Raw genomic sequence first — 16,662 nt, forward strand, 5'->3', positions numbered from 1 at the left:
GGCTGGCGCCACATTATCGTCGCCAGGGGGATTAAGCGTGGGCTTCGCCGCGACACTGGGCCGGACACAATACCGGTTCGATGATCTGGGCACCCTGCTGGCCAAGGCAGGGCCCGCCCGTTCCGGCGATGTGCTGGCCGGGGTCGCTGCCGCCAGCGATGCTGAACGGGTAGCCGCCCGGCTGGCGCTGGCCGATGTGCCGCTGAAAACCTTCCTGTCCACTGACCTGATCCCCTATGAGGCGGATGAGGTGACGCGCCTGATCATGGACAGCCATGAGGGTACCGCCTTCGCGCCTGTATCCGCGATGACGGTGGGGCAGTTCCGCGACTGGCTGCTGTCGGATGCGGCGGATGGCCCGGCCCTGGCCGCCTTATCGCCCGGCCTGACCCCGGAAATGGTGGCCGCCACATCCAAGCTGATGCGCAACCAGGACCTGATCGCCGTGGCGCGCAAATGCCGGGTGGTCAGCCGCTTCCGCACCAGCATCGGCCTGCCCGGCCGCCTGTCCGTGCGCTTGCAGCCCAACCACCCGACGGATGATCCAACGGCCATTGCCGCCGCCATCCTGGATGGGTTGATGTATGGCTGCGGTGATGCCGTGATCGGCATCAACCCCGCCACCGACACGGTCGGCAGCAGTCTGGACCTTCTGTCCATGATGGACGAGATGCGGCGGCGCTGGGATGCGCCGGTGCAGACCTGCGTGCTGGCCCATGTCACCACCATGATGCAGGTGATGGAGCGCGGCGGCCCGGTTGATCTGGTCTTTCAGTCCATTGCCGGGTCGCAGGCCGCCAACCGCGCCTTCGGTGTGGATTTATCCCTGCTGGCCGAAGCGCAGGAGGCCGCATTGGCCCTGAAGCGCGGCACCATCGGCGACAATGTGATGTATTTTGAAACCGGCCAGGGCAGCGCCCTGTCCGCTGATGCCCATCACGGGCTGGACCAGCAGACGATGGAGGTGCGGGCCTATGCCGTGGCACGGCACTTCCGCCCGCTGCTGGTCAACAGCGTCGTCGGCTTCATCGGGCCGGAATATCTTTATGACGGCAAACAGATCACCCGCGCCGGGCTGGAGGATCATTGCTGCGGCAAGCTGCTGGGCCTGCCGATGGGGGTGGATGTCTGCTACACCAACCATGCAGAAGCCGATCAGGATGATATGGACAATCTGCTGACCCTGCTGGGGGTGGCCGGCTGTTCCTACATCATGGGCGTGCCGGGGGCCGATGACATCATGCTGTCCTACCAGAGCACATCCTTCCATGATGCGCTTTATGTCCGCTCGGCCCTGGGCCTGCGCCCGGCACCGGAATTTGAGGCCTGGCTGGCCCGGATGGGGGTGATGGATGGCAACGGTCGGATGCGCCCGGCCTTGGACGGCACCGGCGCCGGACGCCTGCTGGCGGGAACGCTTTGATGAGCGATAACGAGGCTTTCGACGGTCCTTGGGCGCGGCTGCGGCGGATGACGCCGGCCCGTGTCGGGCTGGGACGCACGGGTGACGGGCTGCCCACAGCCCGGCTGCTGGAATTTCAGGCCGCCCACGCCCTGGCGCGCGATGCCGTTCACCAGCCGCTGGATGCCGATGCGCTGGCTGACCAGCTTTGCTCCGAACCCCATCTGATGGTGCGCAGTCAGGCGCCGGACCGGGCGACATATCTCCAGCGGCCCGACCTGGGCCGGCGGCTGCATCCGGAGGACGCCACCGCGCTGTCGGCGATGAGTTGCCCGTCCGGGGGCCGGCACGATGGATATGCGGCCGTGATCGTGCTGGCGGACGGGCTGTCCGCCCGCGCGCTGCATGATCATGGCGTCCCGCTGCTGCGCGCCCTGCTGCCGCATCTGGAAGGCTGGGAACTGGCCCCTATCGTCATTGCCCGTCAGGCGCGCGTGGCCCTGGGCGATGATGTCGCCGCTGCGCTGAACGCGCGCATGGTGCTGATGCTGATCGGGGAGCGGCCAGGATTGAGCGCGGCCGACAGTATCGGCGCCTATCTGACCTTCCAGCCGCGACCGGGCATGAGCCGGGATGCCGAGCGCAACTGCGTATCCAACATCCGTCCCGACGGGCTGCCCCTGGCCGTCGCCGCCGATACCATCGCCTTTCTGATGCGGGAGGCACAGCGCCTGAAGCTGACCGGTATCGGCCTGAAAGCGGACCGCCCGCCGGCTCTGGGCGAAACCATCAAGTCCCCCGCCACCCTGACGGCGCCACAATGAACAGCACAAGGCGGCTTGCCCTGGCCGCAAGCGCCATTGCCCTTCCCATGCTGGTTTTTGCCGGTACCCTGGTCGGCGTGCTGGACCGGGACCGCGAACGACAGGCAGAGGCCGCCGTGCGCACGGTGGCCCAGGACGGTCTTGCCGCCGTGGAAGCGGAACTGGCGGCGGAACTGGCCACCTTGCAGGCACTGGCCAGCACGCCGGGCCTTGCCCGGTCGCAGCCAGAACCCTTCATCGCCTATGCTAACCGCATGCTGGCATTGCGGCCCGGCTGGTGCGCCGTGATCCTGTTCGACAGTGACGGCACGGTTCAGGCTCAGGCCGGGCGGGAGGGGCAGGTTCAGGCACCGATCCTGCCAGCCCCGGAGCAGCCGCGTATCAGTTCCCTTTTCCAACCATCCGAATGCGGGGATGGACCGGGCATCGCGCTGGATATCGCCATCGGCCGGCAGGGCCAGCAATTACGGGCAGTGGTGCGCCCCGCCGTGCTGGCTGGCGGCCTGGAGGAAATCGCAGCCCCCACCGGCTGGGTGGTTGGCCTGCTGGATAAGGACCAGCAGATCCTGGCGCGCCTGCCCAACCCGGAAAAATATATCGGCCGGTCAATCTCCCCCAGTCTGGCGACGCGCCTGCACGAGATGGCCACATCCGGCAGACAAGCCGATTTTTTCTACACCGCCAGCCAGGCGACGGGTGAGAACATGGCGGTCGCCATGCTGCGCGGCGACCGCAGCGGCTGGTGGGTAATCGCCGCTGCACCGGCCGCCACGCTTGAGGAACCGCAACTGCGATTCCGCCTGACCATGCTGGCAGCAGGGGGGATCAGCATCGCCATGGTGCTGGTGCTGGCGCTGGCCTTTGGCCACACCACCGCCCGCCGCCGGGAGGCGGAACTGGCATTGGCCCGGTTGCGGGGGGAAAAGCGGGAGGAAAAGCGGCTGACGGAGGTGGCCAGCAACCTGCCGGGCATCATCTATCGCCGGGTGCGCCACCCGGACGGGTCGGTCACCTATCCTTACCTCAGCGCCGCTGCCGCGCCCTTGCTGGGGGTGTCGGTTCAACCGGGCGGCCTTTCGGGCGAGGATATGGAAAAGCTGATCCTGCCCGAAGAGCGCGCCCTGTGGGCTGCTGAACTGGACCGGTCGGCGCGGCTGTTGCTGCCTTATCGGGTAGAGGCGCGCATCCGCCGTCCGGATGGCAGCATCCGCTGGCTGCGCAGCGGCGCATCGGCCCGGGCGCTTGGCGATGGCAGCATCATCTGGGATGGCGTCGCCATCGACATTACCGACCTGAAGGAGGCGGAAGGCGCGTTGCGGACGCAGCAGCATATGCTGACTGTTGCCATGCGCTCCGGCCGGCTGATGCTGTGGTCAGTTGATCTGGAAACGGATGGGGTGACCTGCGCCCCCGAACTGGCAAACCTGTTCGGCCTGTCCCATCTGGAACAGCCCTTCCCGGTCCACCACATCTTCGACCGGATCGTCCCGGAGGAACGGGAGGCGATCCAGGCCGATTATGAAGCGGCAGCACGTGAAGGCGGCGACTATCAGCATGAATTCCGCGTGCTGGATACGGGTGACGGGCCGCGCTGGCTGGCCGTTTCCGCCCAGGCGGACACCACCCCGGATGGACGCCCCTTGCGCATGGTGGGCGTGACCCGCGACATCACCGCCCGCAAAAAAGCCCAGGCCCGGCAGGAATTGCTGATGCGGGAGGTGGATCATCGCGCCAAGAATGTGCTGGCCGTGGTGCAATCCCTCGTTCGCCTGACCCGCGCCGACAGCCAGCAGGCATTCGTTGCGGCGGTGGAAGGCCGGGTTTCCGCCCTGGCGCGGGCCCATGCGCTGCTGGCCCGCAACAAATGGAAGGGTGCATCGCTCAGGGCCCTGGCAGAAGAGGCACTTGCGCCCTATCTGGGCGCCGATGCCCTGGACCGCACCCGGCTGACCGGGCCGTCGCTGGATGTGGGGCCGGATGCCACCCAGGCCGTCGGCATGATCTTCCATGAACTGGCGACCAATGCCGCCAAATATGGCGCGCTCGCCACCCCATCGGGGCGGGTGGCGGTGGATTGGGAAATCGTGGCGGGGGATCTGCACCTGATCTGGCGCGAAAGCGGCGGGCCACCGGTGCAGCCACCGGCAGGCCGGGGCTTCGGTTCCCAGATGATCGATGCCAATGTCCGCATGCAGCTACGCGGCCGGCTGGAGATGCAATGGCACACGGATGGGCTTCTCTGCCATATCGTGCTGCCGCTCGCCGCCCTGACCGGCACCGCGCCGGACTAGAGTCCATCCGATGCTGATTGAAGCATCGGATGGACTCTAAGTTTTTGTTTTGTCGTGTAATTCATGGTTCAAATGATTCCATTTGAACCGATAACACTCTATGGGCGCGGGGGCCGGGTCAGCCCGGCGGCGCGCCCTTGGTCGCCATGGCCCGCACCCGGTGGCTGCCGGGGGCGCCCGGCGGCAGGCGCCGTTCCAGCGCCCAGATCAAGGGCGGGCCAAGCAGGGTGGGCACCAGTGTCAGCAGGGCAACAAGCTCCATATGGATCAACTTTCCATCGGAGGCCGTTTCCAGGATCAGACTGGAAAGCAGGGCCGCCATGCCCCCGGCAATCTGCGTCACCGACTGGACCAAAGCCATGAAACCGGCCCGGTCAGCCGGGGCCGGCACCTTGGACACGACCGTGCTCTGCGCCACCATGCGGGCGGTATTGAACAGCATGAAACCCGGCACCAGCGCCAGGATCGGCAAGCCCAGCCAGAACCAGTCATAATAAAGCACCCAGGTCAGCAACCCGATGCAGAGGGCCGTGACCAGGGTCACGGGCGCGGCGCCATAGCGGTCGACCATCACGCCCGTGGCGCGCATCCCGAAGAAGGAAACGACCCCGCCGATCATATAAAGCAGGCCAAGCTGTTCACGCGGGAAACCCAGGTTGAACTGCACGAAGATCGCCATGTTGGTGATCAGCATGAAACCCGGCAGGATGGAGACGAAAGCCAGCATAAAGGCCAGCCTTGGCAGGGGCCCATGCGCGATGCGGAACAGGCGCAGCGGTGCATCGGCCAGCCGGCCAGTCCCTTCCGGGGTGATATGGGCGCGCTGCGGCGGCATCAGCACCATGGCAATGGCAATGATGACCAGCCCCAGGCCCGCCACCACGAAGAATGGTGCCCGCCAGCCGAACAGATGCGCGATTTCCAGGGCGGCCGGTATGCCCAGCACACTGGACAAGGACAAGGCACCCATGACCATGCCAATCGCCTTGCCCCGCCGCTCCGGCGGGACATTGTCGGCGACGATGGCCACGGACAGGGCCCCCGCCGGCCCACCGAACACGCCCGCCATGGCGCGGGCCGCCACCAGGGTCCAGAGATCGACCGCGAAGGCCGCCGCCAGATTGCAGACCATCAGCCCGACCATCGCCACACCGATGGCTGGCCGCCGGTCAAACCGGTCCAGCACCATGGCGGCCAGCAGGCCTGAAATGGCCGATGATCCCGTATAGGCCGCCAGCACCCAGCCGACCCGCGCCGGATCAATCCCCAGATCGGGTGCGAAATCCGGCCCCAGCGGCACCACGACCATGAAGGAGAAGACGGACACGAACTGCACCGCCGTCATCAGCCAGGCGATGCGCTTTTCTTGCGCGGTCAGGGACAGGGCCGCCTCCGTCTTTTCATCAAGCCCCCGCGTGCACCCTGAAGGCGCCGCGGGGCACCCGCCGTTGATACGGGATAGGTCCGGACATCTTCAATGGTTCAATGCAATGGGCATGACATAAAGATGCGCATGCCCACGCAATGGAGGGGGTGAACAGAAGCCACCTCCTAATGCCCTTTGCGCCACGCCTTCAGGGGCGCGGGCATCTCCCACGGCAGCGATCCGTCCATCAGCCGCCTCTCCATCCAGTCGCCGGCAAGGGTGGCCCCCAGCGTCAGCATCAGCACCAGGCCCAACGCCAGGATCAGATATCGCCAGGGACGCAGGCCCAGCGTGCCCGCCGCCTCCGTCATTCGCCGCGACGTGGAGACGAGAGGGGTATCGCCAGCGACAAAGGCCGTGCCCGTTGCCAGCAGGGCTGCGCGGCTGACCCCAAACTCGACATGGTGCATCTCCACACCGGCCAGAACCGTCGCCCCCATCTCCGCCGCCTGTTCGCGCAGGCGCAGCAGCGCCTCCCGCCTTGCCTGTTCCAGCAGGCGCACGCCATTGACGCTGTACCCGCCGATAAGGCGGCGCAGACGCTGTGACAGGCGTCCCAGCAAAGGCGGGCTCAGCACGACGCTGGCGGTCAGCAGATGCGGCGTCCCGGTGACACCAGGGGGTAGCGGCCCTGCCAGCAGCAGAATACCAGCCGCCGGGCCCGTGACATGGGCCAGCCTCTGTTCCAGCCGCCTTTCCATCATGGCGCTGAAAACCAGCACCCCGCCATTGAACAGCAGAACCGACAGCACACCCAGCAGCCAGAACGCGCCGGCCATTTCCTGCCAGACAACCATGCCGGCCATGACCCAGTTCAGGACCTCGCTACTGTTCATGGGCTGGGGGTCGCCCCGGGCGACAAGCGCACAGCCGTACCGTAAACCAGGATTTCCGCCGCCTTGCCGCCAATATTGGCGGCGCCGAAACGGATGGACAGGATGGCATCAGCACCCAGTTCCTCCGCGGCAGCACACATGCGGGCCACCGCTTCTTCCCGCGCTTCATTCAGCAGTTCGGTATAGCCCCGCAACTCACCACCGACCAATTCCTTGACGCTGGCCATGATATCCCGCCCCAGATGCTTGGTGCGCACAGTGCTGCCCTGGACCAGCCCCAGATGTTCGACGACCCGGTAGCCCGGCACCCCGTCCAAGGTCGATGTCAGCATGAATCCCCCCCATTGCTTGGCGGCCCATGATGGGGGGCAAGGAGAAAGTCCGGCAAGCCCCTGGCTGTAACAGGGGTGTGACAGGCAAGTAAGGGACAGCGCCAACAGGGTAAAACTGTAACTTCAGCCTTCCGCCGGCTGGCGAATGGCGCTATACCGGGCGCCGTGGTTTTGCGTCCGTAGCTCATCAGGATAGAGCGCCGGTTTCCTAAACTGGAGGCAGCAGGTTCGAGTCCTGCCGGGCGCACCACAATTCCCGCTTGCAGGGGGCTGCACGCGCCAATTCTTCACATGTGCTGAACTTCCATCCAATGGCCGGCCACAATTTGTGCCGGTTGCCCGGCTTTCTTCGCACTTGCGGGAATATTAAACTCGGGTTACGGATCAAATCGGTCGCCCTGACGCGGCCGATGCTGGAAAATATAGCCATGCCCGATTCGATTGCCGAGGCCGCGCCCCGCACCTATGCCGGGTTCCTGTTCGACATGGACGGTACGGTGCTGAGTTCCATTGCCGCCACAGAGCGGGTCTGGACGCGCTGGGCCCTGCGGCATGGGCTGGATGTAGAGCAGTTCCTGCCGACCATCCATGGCGTTCGCGCCGTGGAGACGGTGCGCCGCCTGGGCCTGCCGGGCGTTGATCCGGAGGCCGAGGCCGCCTTGCTGACAGCGGAAGAGATGCAGGATGTGGGCGGTATCGCCCCCATCGCCGGGGCGTTCGATTTCCTGGCCGCCCTGCCATCGGATCGCTGGGCCATCGTGACATCCGCACCGCGCGCCCTGGCGCTGCGCCGCATTGCCGCCGCCGGGCTGCCTGTGCCGGAAGTGCTGGTCGCGGCAGAGGATGTGCGCAACGGCAAGCCGGCGCCGGATTGCTTCCGGCTGGGGGCCGATCGCCTGGGCCTGGCGGTGGAGGATTGCCTGGTGTTTGAGGATGCGCCCGCCGGCATCCAGGCCGCAGAGGCAGCCGGGGCGGATGTAATGGTGGTGACCGCCGCCCATCAGCATCCGGTTGTAACACCCTATCCGATGCTGGATAGCTATCAGATGCTATCGCCCCTTATGGTGGCTGACGGCATCCGTCTGGAATGGACCGCCGCCCCGCTTCAATCATCCCCGCCCATCGCCATGGCGGGATAAGGCACCGCTGCCGGGGCGCGGAAGGCGGCGACCGGCATCGCCGGCCGTTCCGGGCGGAAGACCCCGTGATGGATCGCCAGATCCAGCACCCAATCCAGATACATCTCGATCATGCCGGCAACGTGGAAGGCCGGGCAACCGGTATAAAGCCGGTCATGACCCGTGCTGAAAGGCTGGATGGGCCGGCTGTCCAGCCGCAGCCGCACCCCGTCTTCCGTCTCCTCAATCCGGAAGGCGCAGGCCTCCCCCGACGTCGGGTTCACGGCACTCTCCCCCTCCGGCTCCAGATGGGAGGCGTGGAGGAAGGTGACGATCATGCCCAGCGAGCCGGCAGCCAGGGTCTTCAACTCCTTACGGCTGCGCCACATGGCGTCGCGCCATTCCGCCGCCGGCAGGTCAAGGCGCAGATGCAGCCCGGCTTCCACCAGGCTGAAGCACATATGCAGCGCCGTATTGCTGCCGGTCTTGGAGATGGACACCATGTCATGGTCGGCGCGGGCATAAAGCGCCGACCCTTTGAAAAAGCCCTGCGCGAAACGGGCCAGCCGGGCGAAGGGGCAGGCCGGCATCGGCTTGCCCGCCAGATCAGCCGCCCAGACATCCAGCACCCGGTTCAGGCTGATACAGCTTTGTGAGCGCAGCCAATTCAACCGCTGTGCCTGGCTCAGCCCCGGCGGCAGGGGCATGAAGGGGCCGGTGCCGGCCGCCTTTTCCGCCGCCATATGGGCGCGCAGCTTTTCCCGCAGATCATGGAACAGGAAAGCCAGGAAGACATTGCCCTTCACCCGATCCAGATTGTCCGGGGTGATGGGGGCGCCATCCTCAATGCGTGCATCGATCCCGTCCGCCGCGCCACCGCGCCCGGTCAGCCAGTCCAGCAGGGCCGCGACCCCCAACCGCGACAAGCCGGCCTTGCCATGGGCGTGCCGGTAAAGCTGGGCGAAGCTGCCATCCGCCTCACCGCCATCAATGCCCTGTTCCAGCCTGAGATGCGCGCCGCCGTCCATGATGATCCCCGCAATGGTTGCTGCCTTGACGGCAAGCAAGCCGTGGGCCAGGGGATCATCAGAATAAAATCAATATCTTAAGAAACTCTCTCCAGCGACGTTTCCAGCAGCCGGGCAGATTCTGCCCGGCTGTTTCAGCCCCGCACGCCCCACAGCATGTAATTCACGTCCAGGTCCTTGGGCGCCAAGCTGAATTTGTCGCTGATCGGGTTGTAGCCGACACCGCAAATATCCCGCACATCCACGCCTGTCCGGCGCAGGCCACCGGCCAGTTCCGACGGGCGCAGGAACTTTTTCCAGTCATGGGTGCCGCGCGGCAGCCAGCGCAGCACATATTCCGCCGCGACAATGCCCAGCAGCCAGGATTTGGTCGTGCGGTTCAGCGTGGCCATGAAGACCAGCCCGCCGGGCCGGGCCAGGGCCGTGACCGCCTGAAGGAACAGATCGACATCGGCGACATGCTCCACAATCTCCATCGCCAGCACCACGTCGAATCGCTCTCCCGCCGCCGCCAGATCCTCCGCCGTCGTCGCCCGGTAATCCACCGTCACACCGGTTTCAGCGGCATGGGTGGCCGCCGTCTTCACATTCTTTTCCGCCGCATCGATGCCGGTGACAATGGCCCCCATCCGGGCCAGCGGTTCCGCCAGCAGCCCGCCACCACAGCCGACATCAACGATGCGCAACCCTTCCAGCGGCTTCAACGCCTGCGGGTCACGGCCAAAGGCGGCGCAGATGGCATCGCGGATATAGCCCAGGCGCACGGGGTTGAACTTGTGCAGCGGCTTGAACTTGCCGGCAGGGTCCCACCATTCCGCCGCAATGCGGCTGAACCGTTCGATCTCACCCTGGTCGATGGTGGTGCGGGCGGTGGCGGCTTGGCTCATGGTGACAGGCTCCTGAAGGTTCCGGCCGTGGCTTCAATCATAAATGTAGGGCGCCCGGCGCAAGGGCGTAGGGGGCAGTGATCACAGGCGGCGTTTCTGTGCCTTGGCGTACAGCAGCGACCAGAGGAAAATCACCACCAGATTGATGCCACCGCGCAGCATCGGCCGTTCGGCAATATCGGGGATCAGCAGCGGCAGGCCCACCATCACCCCCACCGCCAGCACCATGAACAGCACCAGCTCCAGCAGGATGATGAAGGCGCGGGCAAGGCCGGTGAAGGTCCGGCCCGTTGCCCATTCGGTCAGGCTGGTGAAACGCGGGGTCGGCTGGGTCAAAGCTGTTTCCAATCCAATGGGACAGGCCATGCCTGCCTTGAAAATGTTGCGGATGGCACCCGCTTGCGCGCAATTTTGTGCCAGAGTATGGATAGCCCGCTCTGGCGGGCAAGGTTGGCAACGTCCGTACCGCCGCCAGCGCATCATGTCTACCTTATCCTTGGCGGAAATGGCGTTATGGCGCGGCTTGTCCTGAAATTCGGCGGCACTTCGGTTGGCGATATTGAACGCATCAAGAATGTCGCCAAGAAGGTCAAACAGGAGGTCGATGCCGGCCACGAGGTGGCGGTGGTCGTCTCCGCCATGTCCGGCGTGACCAACCAGTTGGTGGATTATTGCCGCCAGATATCCCGGGTGCATGACCAGGCCGAATATGACGCCGTTGTCGCGTCGGGCGAGCAGGTCACCTCCGGCCTGCTGGCGATTGCCTTGCAGGAAATCGGCATTCCGGCCCGGTCCTGGCAGGGCTGGCAAATCCCGCTGATCGCGGACGAGACGCATGGCAAGTCCCGGATTGAGCGGATCGAGACCACCCCTCTGTCGGAAAACATGTCCCAGGGTGTGGTCGGCGTCGTCGCCGGTTTCCAGGGCGTGACAGAGAAGGGCCGCATCGCCACGCTGGGCCGTGGCGGGTCGGATACCTCTGCCGTGGCGCTGGCCGCCGCCTTGGGTGCCGACCGCTGCGATATCTATACCGACGTGGACGGGGTCTATACGACCGATCCGCGCATCGTGAAGGCGGCGCGCAAGCTGCACCGCGTCACGTATGAGGAAATGCTGGAAATGGCGTCGCTGGGCGCCAAGGTTTTGCAGACCCGCTCGGTCGAAATGGCGATGAAGCACCGGGTGCGGGTCCAGGTGCTGTCAACCTTTGAAGAGGCGCCGGGCAGCGACCTGCCGGGCACCCTAGTCGTGGACGAGGACGAAATCGTGGAACAGGAACTGGTCAGCGGCATCGCCTACAGCCGGGATGAGGCGAAGATTACCCTGGTGGGCGTGGCCGACCAGCCGGGCGTTGCCGCCCGTATCTTCGGCCCGCTGACGGATGCCGCCATCAATGTCGACATGATCGTGCAGAACGTGTCGGAAGACGGCACCACCACCGACATGACCTTCACCGTCGGCAAGGCCGATCTGGACCGCGCCGTCCAGGTGCTGGAAAAGTCCAAGACGGAGCTGAATTTCCGCCGCCTGATCTCCGACGCCAATGTCGTGAAGGTGTCGGTCATCGGGGTTGGCATGCGTTCCCATGCCGGTGTTGCGCAACGCATGTTCAAGGCGCTGGCGGATCGCGGCATCAATATCCAGGTCATTTCCACCAGCGAGATCAAGGTCTCCGTCCTGATCGCCGAGGAATATACCGAGCTGGCCCTGCGCTCCCTGCACACGGCCTATGGGCTGGACAAGGCGTAACCGGACGCGGTTCTCCTGGCCGGTTGTGTAAAGCATCCTGCCAGGGTTTTATTGCTGCATTTCAGACTAGGAGCCGGCCCATGGTCAAAAGCACGAAGGGTCGGGTTTTCATGATCCTGATGGTGCTGATGGCCTTTTGGTCGGGCTGGCGATTATGGGAGAGAAACTCCCCCCATGCGCCAACCCGTCTGGCGGCTGAGATTGCCTGGTTTAACGCTACCGGGCAGATTTATCCCATCCGTTCACTGCAGCCCGATGAATTCTCCTATCTCTGCGTACTTGGCCCCTATAGGTCAGCAGAGTGGACCCGTGGCCCTTATGCTGATCTGCTGTTACCATCTCTTTCCGCCGTGAAACCGGTGGAGGATGAGGGACATATAAAGCTGCTACTGCTCCGGCCCGATAGAAGGCAGATGAAGGACGGCAAGCCGGTTTTCACTGTTGAAGATATAGAGATAAACCGCAGCCTGCAGTTTGACCTGTGGGAGACTAGACGCCATGATTGGCCGGCAACACCACCAGCAGGGTTCAGGCCGATGGATTGTGCAGCCGTGGAGAAGGCCAGTTTCCTACGGATGAATCCTGGGGCTTATGGTCGGCAATATTTCATTTTCGGCGAACGAACGGTTGGGGAATAGCCGCTCCGCCCCTCCCATCCCTTGACCTGCCGATGGCGCGGCGCTAGTGAACCCCGATCTTTCGATCCTTACAGCGAATAGGGGCCCCGCTGATGAACGCTCGCCAACGGCTGGAACAACTCTGGGCGCGCGGGCGCGATTATCTGGGCACGGAGCGCGCCATCATGGGCGGCGCCATGACCTGGGTGTCGGACCGTAATCTGGTTGCCGCCATCTCCAATGCCGGTGGTTTCGGCGTCATCGCCTCGGGCTCCATGTCGCCGGACCTGCTGCGGGCGGAAATCCAGGCCACGCAAGCCCTGACCACCAAGCCCTTCGGCGTCAACCTGATCACCCTGCATCCGCAACTGGACCAGTTGGTCCAGGTCTGCCTGGAAGAGAAGGTCGGGCATATCGTGCTGGCCGGTGGCCTGCCGCCCGGCGCCGCCATCAAGGCGGCCCGCGATGGTGGCGCGCGCGTCATGTGCTTTGCCCCGGCCCTGGTGATTGCCAAGAAGCTGATCCGCAGCGGTGCCGATGCCATCGTGATCGAAGGGGCGGAAGCCGGCGGCCATATCGGCCCCGTCTCCACCTCCGTCCTGGCGCAGGAAATCCTGCCGGAAATCCGGGATGTGCCCGTGTTCGTGGCCGGCGGTATCGGTCGGGGTGACGCCATCGTCTCTTACCTGGAGATGGGGGCCGCTGGTGTGCAGTTGGGCACCCGCTTCGTCTGCGCCACGGAATGCCGGGCCCACCCGAAATTCAAGCAGGCCTTCATCCGCGGCCATGCGCGTGAGGCTCTGGCCTCCGTCGCGCTGGATGCCCGCTTCCCCGTCATCCCCGTGCGTGCCTTGCAGAATGAAGGCACCAAGCGCTTCATGGAAAAGCAGCGCGAGGTGATCGCCCGGTTTGATGCCGGTGAACTGGACCAGAAGGCCGCCCAGCTTGAGATCGAGCATTACTGGGCCGGCGCGCTGCGCCGCGCCGTGATCGACGGCGATGTGGAAAACGGCTCCCTGATGGCCGGCCAGTCGGTCGGCATGGTGACGAAGGAACAGCCGGTGGCCGAGATCCTGGCCGAACTGGTGGAACAGGCCGAAACCGCGCTGGCCCGGCGCGGGTAAGAAGCAGGGGGCGGGGTACAGCCCTTCCCCCTCTATTCCCTAAAAATTCACTGCCAATTTGCCTGACGCGGCGGGTGCAAACCTGCTATCCATCGGAAAGGGGTCTGTCGGTCACAGCCCCTTCCCGTCCGTGGCCTGTCGGTTAGGAAGAATGGTTAAGATGACGATCTCGTCGGGCGCCCGCGACCAGGGCCATGACCCCGGTGCTGGCGCACGCCGGTTGCTGGCGCGCCTGCGCGACATCATGGCCGGCAGCGGCTCCGCGCAGGACCGACTGGACAAGATCGTCAAAACCATTGCCCATGAAATGTCCGCCGATGTCTGCTCCTGCTATGTCATGCGGGCGGGCGAGGTGCTGGAACTGTTCGCCACCATCGGTCTGAACCCCGATGCCGTTCACAAAACCCGCATGCGGGTGGGCGAGGGCCTGATCGGCGATGTCGCCGCCCATGCGCGGCCCGTGGCCATGGCGAACGCGCAGAGCCACCCCAATTTCGCCTATCGTCCGGAAACGGGGGAAGACCCGTTCCATGGCTTCATGGCCGTGCCCATCCTGCGCGGGGGCCGGGTGCGCGGCGTGCTGGCCATCCAGCATAAGGACCGCCGCGATTACCACGAACAGGAAGTGGAGACGCTGCAGACCATCGCCATGATCGTGGCCGAACTGGTGGTGACGGGCGAGCTGGTGGACAGCCGCGAACTGTCCATCGCCAATGATCTGGTGCTGCTGCCGTCGCGCCTGGAGGGGATTTCGCTGAATCGCGGTGTGGCGATGGGGCTGGCCGTGCTGCACCGGCCGCAACTGACCATCCGCCAGATGGTGGCCGACGATCCGGAGGCCGAACTGGCGCGGCTGAAGGAGGCGGTGGAGAGCATGCACTCCGCCATCGACCAGATGCTGATCGCGGTTGGCGAATCGGACAGTGAACATGCCGAGATCATGCAGACCTACCGCATGGTCGCCGCCGACCGGGGCTGGCTGAACCGCATCCGGGAGGCGATCCGGTCCGGCCTGACGGCGGAAGCCGCCGTGCAGCGGGTGCAGAATGACAATAATGTCCGCATGGCCCAGGTGGCGGATGCCTATATCCGCGACCGGCTGCTGGACCTGAACGACATCACCAACCGGCTGTTGCAGCATCTGGCCGGCAAGCCGGTGGAAACGCTGGGGGCCACCCTGCCGGATGAATTCATCCTGGTGGCGCGCAATCTCGGCCCCGCCGAATTGCTGGATTATGACCGCCGCCGCCTGCGCGGGCTGGTGATGGAGGAAGGCTCGGCCTATTCCCACGTCTCCATCGTCGCCCGCGCGCTGGATATCCCCGTGGTCGGGCAGGCCGCCGATGTGCTGCGGCGGGTGGAGCCGCTGGATTACCTGATCGTCGATGGCGATAATGGTCAGGTCTTCGTGCGGCCCGCCGATGATATCCAGGATGCGTTCAGCAAAAGCCTGGCCGTGCGCGCCCAGCGCCAGGCCGAATATGCCCAGCTTCGCGACCTGCCCGCCCAGACGGCGGATGGGGAGGCGGTGGAGCTTCTGCTGAATTGCGGGCTGCTGATCGACCTGCCGCATCTGGAAACGACGGGGGCCGACGGGGTGGGCCTGTACCGGACCGAAATACCCTTCATGGTCCGCCCCTCCTACCCCGATGTGGAAACCCAACACGAGACCTATGCCAGGGTGCTGGACGAGGCGAAGGGCAAGCCCGTCGTCTTCCGCACCCTGGATGTGGGCGGTGACAAGACCCTGCCCTATTTCCCCGAACTGGGGGAGGAGAACCCGGCACTCGGCTGGCGCGCCATCCGCATCGGCCTGGACCGGCCGTCCATGCTGCGCAAGCAGGTGCGCGCCATGCTGATGGCGGCGGCGGGACGGGAAATGCGCATCATGTTCCCCATGATCGCCACCGTGGCCGAGTTCATCCAGGCCCGTCGCATCCTGGATCTGGAGGTGGCGCGTCTGGCCGCCGCCGGCCAGCCCGGCCCTACCCGCCTGAAAGTGGGCGTGATGATGGAAGTGCCGGCGCTGCTGTTCCAGTTGGATGCGCTGCTGCCCCTGATCGACTTCATGTCCATCGGGTCCAACGACATGCTGCAATATCTGTTCGCCAGTGATCGCGGTAACCCGATGATGAATAACCGCTACGACCTGCTGTCACCGGCCATGCTGCGGGTTGTGCGGATGCTGGTGCAGAAATGCGATGCGGCGGGCGTCGCCTTGTCGCTCTGCGGGGAAATGGCCAGCAAGCCGCTGGATGCCATGGCGCTGTTGGGGGTGGGCCTGCGCCGGCTGTCCATGTCCGCGCCCGCCTTCTTTGAGGTGAAGGGCATGGCCCGATCCCTGAAGGTGCGGGAGTTGGAGACCTATATGGAAAGCCTCTACAACCGCCCCGACCGCTCCGTCCGCGCCCACCTCCGCGCCTGGGCCGCCGACCATGGGGTGCGGCTGGGGTAGGGGCCATAGCCACTCACCCCATCCCCGGCAGCGGCAGTTCCGTCGTCTCCTTCACGGTGGAGACGGAGATCATGGAGTTGATTTCGCGCACGCCCGGCAGCTTCGACAGTTTCTCGAAGAAAAGCTGTTCATAGGCTTCGATATCGCGGGTGACGATGCGCAGCAGGAAATCCACCTGCCCCATCAGCACGAAACATTCCTGCACCTCCGGGATGCGGCGGATGGAGGCGCGGAAATCATCCAGCAGGTCGCCGCTATGCGCTTCCAGCTTCACATGGCTGAAGATCAGCACATTCAGCCCGATGGCCTTACGGTCCAATAGCGCCACCCGGCGCTTGATGATCCCATCTTCTTCCAAACGCTGGATGCGGCGCCAGCAGGGGCTTTGGCTCAACCCCACCTGTTCAGCGATCTCTGCCGCCGTGGCGGACCCGTCGCGCTGAAGATGCGCCAGGATACGCCAGTCCAATCCATCCAGCGGTTTCTGCATGACAATCTCCCATTTCTCTCATTTTGTGCATTACGAATGCACAGATTATGCCCTGACCTGCCAACTTGCAAAAAAATACCCGC

At 65.0% G+C, this 16,662-nt stretch carries 15 protein-coding genes and 1 tRNA gene; 9 read left to right on the forward strand and 7 right to left on the reverse strand.

Translation table 11 applies throughout. The features are described 5' to 3' along the window. The first annotated feature begins 37 nt into the window (after positions 1-37). Genes G473_RS0104935 through G473_RS29000 form a run of 3 tightly spaced genes read left to right on the forward strand, consistent with a single transcriptional unit; the run spans position 38 to position 4,517 of the window. Positions 38-1,423, forward strand: coding sequence for an ethanolamine ammonia-lyase subunit EutB (locus G473_RS0104935; protein ID WP_029012194.1), 1,386 nt, complete (start codon positions 38-40; stop codon positions 1,421-1,423). Next, positions 1,423-2,226 (forward strand): ethanolamine ammonia-lyase subunit EutC, encoded by an 804-nt coding sequence (gene eutC, locus G473_RS0104940; protein WP_029012195.1) that lies wholly within the window; start codon positions 1,423-1,425, stop codon positions 2,224-2,226. The genes G473_RS0104935 and eutC overlap by 1 nt, the downstream gene beginning before the upstream one ends. Further along, positions 2,223-4,517 carry a sensor histidine kinase gene (locus G473_RS29000; RefSeq protein ID WP_051329883.1) on the forward strand — a complete coding sequence of 765 codons (2,295 nt, stop codon included), beginning with the start codon at positions 2,223-2,225 and terminating at the stop codon, positions 4,515-4,517. Before eutC ends, G473_RS29000 begins: the two co-directional genes overlap by 4 nt. A 118-nt stretch (positions 4,518-4,635) precedes the next feature. On the opposite strand, the gene G473_RS0104950 is transcribed toward G473_RS29000, so the two are convergent. The 3 genes from G473_RS0104950 to G473_RS0104960 form a co-directional block, all read right to left on the reverse strand. After that, positions 4,636-5,862: an MFS transporter gene (locus tag G473_RS0104950; protein WP_051329884.1), complete on the reverse strand. Its 1,227-nt coding sequence runs from the start codon at positions 5,860-5,862 to the stop codon at positions 4,636-4,638. A gap of 206 nt (positions 5,863-6,068) precedes the next feature. Continuing rightward, positions 6,069-6,779: a YbjQ family protein gene (locus G473_RS29005; RefSeq protein ID WP_154667263.1), complete on the reverse strand. Its 711-nt coding sequence runs from the start codon at positions 6,777-6,779 to the stop codon at positions 6,069-6,071. After that, entirely contained in the window at positions 6,776-7,111 is a 336-nt protein-coding gene (locus G473_RS0104960) for a YbjQ family protein (RefSeq protein WP_029012197.1), read from the reverse strand. The genes G473_RS29005 and G473_RS0104960 overlap by 4 nt, the downstream gene beginning before the upstream one ends. A 173-nt stretch (positions 7,112-7,284) precedes the next feature. Here G473_RS0104960 and G473_RS0104965 point away from each other — a divergent pair. Together G473_RS0104965 and G473_RS0104970 are read left to right on the forward strand one after the other, a co-directional pair. Next, positions 7,285-7,361, forward strand: a tRNA-Arg gene (locus tag G473_RS0104965). Between the two features lie 178 nt (positions 7,362-7,539). Next, entirely contained in the window at positions 7,540-8,250 is a 711-nt protein-coding gene (locus tag G473_RS0104970; RefSeq protein WP_029012198.1) for an HAD-IA family hydrolase, read from the forward strand. Here the strand turns inward: G473_RS0104970 and G473_RS0104975 are convergent. From G473_RS0104975 to G473_RS0104985, 3 genes are all read right to left on the reverse strand, one after another. Next, entirely contained in the window at positions 8,217-9,257 is a 1,041-nt protein-coding gene (locus G473_RS0104975) for a hypothetical protein (protein ID WP_154667264.1), read from the reverse strand. The genes G473_RS0104970 and G473_RS0104975 overlap by 34 nt on opposite strands. Before the next feature lie 134 nt (positions 9,258-9,391). After that, a complete protein-coding gene (gene ubiG, locus G473_RS0104980) occupies positions 9,392-10,144 on the reverse strand; it encodes a bifunctional 2-polyprenyl-6-hydroxyphenol methylase/3-demethylubiquinol 3-O-methyltransferase UbiG (protein WP_029012200.1) in 753 nt (250 codons plus the stop codon). A gap of 81 nt (positions 10,145-10,225) precedes the next feature. Next, entirely contained in the window at positions 10,226-10,480 is a 255-nt protein-coding gene (locus tag G473_RS0104985; RefSeq protein ID WP_154667265.1) for a hypothetical protein, read from the reverse strand. A 177-nt stretch (positions 10,481-10,657) separates the two neighbouring features. Between G473_RS0104985 and G473_RS0104990 the strand changes: the two genes are divergently transcribed. The 4 genes from G473_RS0104990 to ptsP all read left to right on the forward strand — a co-directional run bounded on the left by G473_RS0104990 (position 10,658) and on the right by ptsP (position 16,089). Continuing rightward, a complete protein-coding gene (locus G473_RS0104990) occupies positions 10,658-11,893 on the forward strand; it encodes an aspartate kinase (RefSeq protein ID WP_029012202.1) in 1,236 nt (411 codons plus the stop codon). 80 nt (positions 11,894-11,973) lie between these two features. Beyond that, a complete protein-coding gene (locus G473_RS0104995; protein WP_029012203.1) occupies positions 11,974-12,531 on the forward strand; it encodes a hypothetical protein in 558 nt (185 codons plus the stop codon). 92 nt (positions 12,532-12,623) lie between these two features. Beyond that, a complete protein-coding gene (locus tag G473_RS0105000; RefSeq protein ID WP_029012204.1) occupies positions 12,624-13,634 on the forward strand; it encodes an NAD(P)H-dependent flavin oxidoreductase in 1,011 nt (336 codons plus the stop codon). Positions 13,635-13,794: 160 nt separating this feature from the next. Continuing rightward, positions 13,795-16,089, forward strand: coding sequence for a phosphoenolpyruvate--protein phosphotransferase (gene ptsP, locus G473_RS0105005; RefSeq protein ID WP_051329886.1), 2,295 nt, complete (start codon positions 13,795-13,797; stop codon positions 16,087-16,089). Between the two features lie 13 nt (positions 16,090-16,102). Here the strand turns inward: ptsP and G473_RS0105010 are convergent, their stop codons facing one another. Continuing rightward, positions 16,103-16,579, reverse strand: a complete 477-nt coding sequence (locus tag G473_RS0105010; protein ID WP_029012206.1) for an Lrp/AsnC family transcriptional regulator — start codon at positions 16,577-16,579, stop codon at positions 16,103-16,105. Positions 16,580-16,662 lie beyond the last annotated feature (83 nt).

Origin of the sequence: Niveispirillum irakense DSM 11586 (assembly GCF_000429645.1) — a bacterium.
Lineage (GTDB): Bacteria > Pseudomonadota > Alphaproteobacteria > Azospirillales > Azospirillaceae > Niveispirillum > Niveispirillum irakense.